A 4200-nucleotide genomic window follows, 5' to 3' on the forward strand; every position below is an offset into this window, starting at 1 on the left:
ACGCGGCTTCCAGGCTGCGGATACGCCGACTGAACGCCGGCTGGGTGACAAAGCGCCGCTCAGCCGCCTGGGAAAAACTACGCGTCGCCGCCAGGGCGCTGAAGTCTTCCAACCACTTGCTCTCAAGGTTCATCACTGCCTCCCACGGAATGCACCATTTTGGCACACACGCCCGCCAAGATAACCGGGTCACATCCACATTATGCCGTTTGTGCATAGGCCAGTGTTTAACAGCATTGGCCCAAAAAGTTCTACAAGCCTAGCATTCGCAGCGTTCCGGCCAGTTCCGGGTCCATATTGAGATGATTTCCGTCATGTCCTCTGCTGCATCATTCCGTACCGAAAAAGACCTGCTTGGCGTACTCGAAGTACCGGCTCAAGCGTATTACGGCATCCAGACCCTGCGAGCGGTGAATAACTTCCGCCTCTCGGGCGTTCCGATTTCGCATTACCCGAAATTGGTGGTCGGTCTGGCAATGGTCAAGCAAGCGGCCGCTGACGCCAACCGCGAGTTGGGCCAGCTCAGCGAAGCCAAGCACGCTGCCATCAGCGAAGCCTGTGCGCGTCTGATCCGCGGCGATTTCCACGAAGAGTTCGTGGTGGACATGATTCAAGGCGGCGCCGGCACTTCAACCAACATGAATGCCAACGAAGTCATCGCCAACATCGCGCTGGAGGCCATGGGTCACCAGAAAGGCGAATACCAGTACCTGCACCCCAACAACGACGTGAACATGGCGCAGTCGACCAACGACGCCTACCCGACCGCGATCCGCCTGGGTCTGCTGTTGGGCCATGACGCGCTGCTGGCCAGCCTCGACAGCCTCGATCCAGGGCGTTCGCCGCCAAAGGCGCCGAGTTCAGCCATGTGCTGAAAATGGGCCGCACCCAGTTGCAAGACGCCGTGCCGATGACCCTCGGCCAGGAATTCCGCGCCTTCGCCACTACTTTGGGTGAAGACCTGGCCCGCCTGAAAACCCTGGCACCGGAGCTGCTGACCGAAGTGAACCTGGGCGGCACCGCCATCGGTACCGGCATCAACGCCGACCCACGCTACCAGGCCCTGGCCGTACAACGCCTGGCCACCATCAGCGGCCAGCCGCTGGTACCGGCGGCCGACTTGATCGAAGCCACCTCCGACATGGGCGCCTTTGTACTGTTCTCCGGCATGCTCAAGCGTACTGCCGTGAAGCTGTCGAAGATCTGCAACGACCTGCGCCTGCTGTCCAGCGGCCCACGCACCGGCATCAACGAGATCAACCTGCCGGCTCGCCAGCCAGGCAGCTCGATCATGCCCGGCAAGGTCAACCCGGTAATCCCGGAAGCGGTCAACCAGGTAGCGTTCCAGGTCATCGGCAACGACCTGGCCCTGACCATGGCAGCCGAAGGCGGCCAACTGCAGTTGAACGTGATGGAGCCGCTGATCGCCTTCAAGATCTTCGACTCGATCCGCCTGCTGCAACGCGCCATGGACATGCTGCGCGAGCACTGCATCGTCGGCATCACCGCCAACGAAGCGCGCTGCCGCGAACTGGTGGAACACTCCATCGGCCTGGTCACCGCGCTGAACCCGTACATCGGCTATGAAAACGCCACCCGCATTGCGCGTATCGCTCTGGAAAGCGGGCGCGGCGTGCTGGAACTGGTGCGTGAAGAAGGCTTGCTCGACGACGCCATGCTCGACGACATCCTGCGCCCGGAAAACATGATTGCCCCACGTTTGGTCCCGCTGAAGGCCTAAGCGTTTGTTGCACCGCTCACCAGGTTGAGGGACTAGACACCTCTCACCTTTTGAGGGCCTGAAGGCTCTGTTCKTCMKRSCYTTTTTTTGCCCGTAATTCCTCTCCTTATATAAAGCGCTGTTAATGCGTTTCACCCATAAAACATCACGTCTGCGGCGTTACTTGAAAAAGCATTGATTCATTGCAAGTTCCCATTGCGTGCACAAACGGTGTGCAGTTTCGTGCCATATAAAAACAATGGTTTCACATATGAAACGCTCAATAATTAACCTTAGTCTCGCAACCAATTAATTTAAAAAGAAATTCAACAAAAATTTGTAGGAATTAACTCACTGGCATTGTTCATGCACTAAACGGCGTATCACCTATAAAACAGACCAGAGTACCTTCCTGATGGCTGTGAAAGAGATGTACGCCGTGACGCCCCAATGGAATACGCCCGCACTTAAGGAAGAGCTGGAGCCGACTGAAATTGAATTCCGTAATGTCGGTAAATGTTTCCCAGCCAAAGGTAAAACCGAAGCGCCATTTGCCATTCGCGATGTGAACTTCAAGATCCGTCGCGGCGAGGTCGTGTCGATCATCGGTCCGTCCGGCTGTGGCAAGAGCACCATTCTCAATATGGGTTCTGGCCTGTATCGCCCCAGCGAAGGTGAAGTCTTCGTGGGCGGCGAACCGGTGACCGGGCCCGTGCCGCAAGTCGCGTTCATGCTGCAAAAAGATTTGCTGATGCCGTGGCGCAGCATTCGCCGCAATGTCGAATTGGGCCTGGAGATTCAAGGCGTGCCCAGCGCGACCCGGCAGAAGGTAGCCCTGGACTTGCTCGATCGTTGCCACCTCAACGGCTTCGCCGATCACTACCCCTTCCAACTCTCCGGCGGTATGCGCCAACGCGCTGCCCTGGCACGCACCCTGGCCATCGACCCTCAGGTGTTGTTCCTCGACGAGCCGTTTTCCGCCCTCGACGCCCAGACCAAGATGATCCTGCAGCAGGACATGGCGCGGATGCTGTTCGATGAAAAGAAGACCGCGCTGTTCATCACCCATGACCTGATCGAGGGCATCGCCATGTCCGACCGGTTGCTGGTCATGAGCGCCCGCCCCGGCACCATCATCGAAGAAATCAGCATCGACCTGCCGTTTCGCGACAACCCGCTGGAGCGCCGCAAGCTACCGGAGATCGGCCCGCTGGTCGGTCGCCTGATGGAGCTGCTGCACGTCGGCGCCGACACCGAACTGCACTGATTGCCGCACTTGCGGCCCCCAACCGATTCAGGAGTTCCCATGCTCAAGTCTCTGTTCCAACGTTTTTGCGCGCTCAGCCTTGGCCTCGGCCTGACCTGCGCGGCCCAGGCGCAGCCAACCGACGTTACCTACCTGCTGCCGGCTCCGCCTAACTTGCCAGCCTTTGCACCGTGGATCATCGCCAAGGAAAAAGGCTATTACGCGGCCCAGGACTTGAACCTCACATTCATTGCCGCCAAAGGTGCGTCGACGTGGCCAAGCAGATCGGCGCCGGCAATGCGCTGCTCGGCGGTGCAATCGGCGACACGCCGATCATGGTACGCGGTAACGGAATTCCCGTGCGCGCCGTGGCGGTGCTGGGTGCGGGTGGTGTGACCATGATCGCCACCCATTCCAAGGACAACATCAATAACATCAGCGACCTCAAGGGCAAGACCATGACGTGATGTCGTACTCCGACACCACCTACTACGCGCTGCTCGCTTCGCTGCGCAAGGCCGGCCTTGGCAAGAATGACGTGAACATCCAGGCCGCTGGCCCTGCCGGGGTCTGGCAGTTGTTCACGGCCAACAAGGCCCAGGCCATGGCCGGCGTGCCGGATTGGATGGTCACCGCCGAAGAAGCCGGCGCGCAGATCAAGCTGATTCCCCAGGAGCAGATTTTCGAAAGCATGGCCCAGGCCATCCTCGCCTCGGATGACGCCATCAAAAACCATCCCCAGGTGGTGCGCGGTGTGGTGCAGGCCACCCTCCAAGGCATGCAAGACATTATCCAGGACCCACGTGCCGCCGCCGTCACCTTTGCCAAGGCGGTCCCGACCTACGCCGGCAAGGAAGACTCGCTGGAGAAGATCTTCAAGCTCTATGTCGAGCACGTCTACGCCAACCAGCGCGTACTGGGGCACATCGACCCCGAGCGCCTGGACAAAGTCCGCCAGTTCTACGTGAGCGAAGGCATCGTGCCCCGGGAAACCCCGCTGGATGAGCTGTTCACCAACCAATTCGTCGACAGCCCGGTCGCCGCGCAATAACGCACCGGACAACAAGGTACGCATACGATGAAAAACTTGAACTCCTCCGTGCTCGGTAGCGTTGCGCTGCTGATCCTATTCCTGGCGCTCTGGCAATGGGGCCCCGGGCTGCTCGGCATGCCCGAATTCGTCATGCCCAAACTCAGCCGCGTGGCCCAGGAAAGCCTGGTGATGTGGCACAGT

Annotated in this window: 2 protein-coding genes and 3 pseudogenes; 4 read left to right on the forward strand and 1 reads right to left on the reverse strand. The window is 59.4% G+C overall.

Going from position 1 to position 4200, the window contains the following annotated elements:
- Nucleotides 1–133 (reverse strand): LysR family transcriptional regulator (locus DQ405_RS24935; protein WP_168426400.1); only part of this gene is annotated, 133 nt, incomplete at its 3' end.
- A 181-nt stretch (nt 134–314) separates the two neighbouring features.
- On the opposite strand from DQ405_RS24935, the pseudogene aspA reads away from it, so the two are divergent.
- The 4 genes and pseudogenes from aspA to DQ405_RS27895 form a co-directional block, all read left to right on the forward strand.
- A pseudogene (gene aspA, locus DQ405_RS24940) lies at nt 315–1741 on the forward strand (aspartate ammonia-lyase).
- Between the two features lie 409 nt (nt 1742–2150).
- Nucleotides 2151–2987: an ABC transporter ATP-binding protein gene (locus DQ405_RS24945; RefSeq protein ID WP_044483643.1), complete on the forward strand. Its 837-nt coding sequence runs from the start codon at nt 2151–2153 to the stop codon at nt 2985–2987.
- A 39-nt stretch (nt 2988–3026) separates the two neighbouring features.
- Nucleotides 3027–4017, forward strand: a pseudogene (locus tag DQ405_RS24950) (ABC transporter substrate-binding protein).
- Nucleotides 4018–4044: 27 nt separating this feature from the next.
- Nucleotides 4045–4200, forward strand: a pseudogene (locus tag DQ405_RS27895) (ABC transporter permease); the annotation flags it as partial.

This window comes from Pseudomonas sp. SST3 (genome assembly GCF_003325755.1).

Bases quoted from the DNA above. Each gene is read 5' to 3' on its own strand.
- DQ405_RS24945 (WP_044483643.1), top strand. From the start codon at position 2,151: ATGTACGCCGTGACGCCCCAATGGAATACGCCCGCACTTAAGGAAGAG.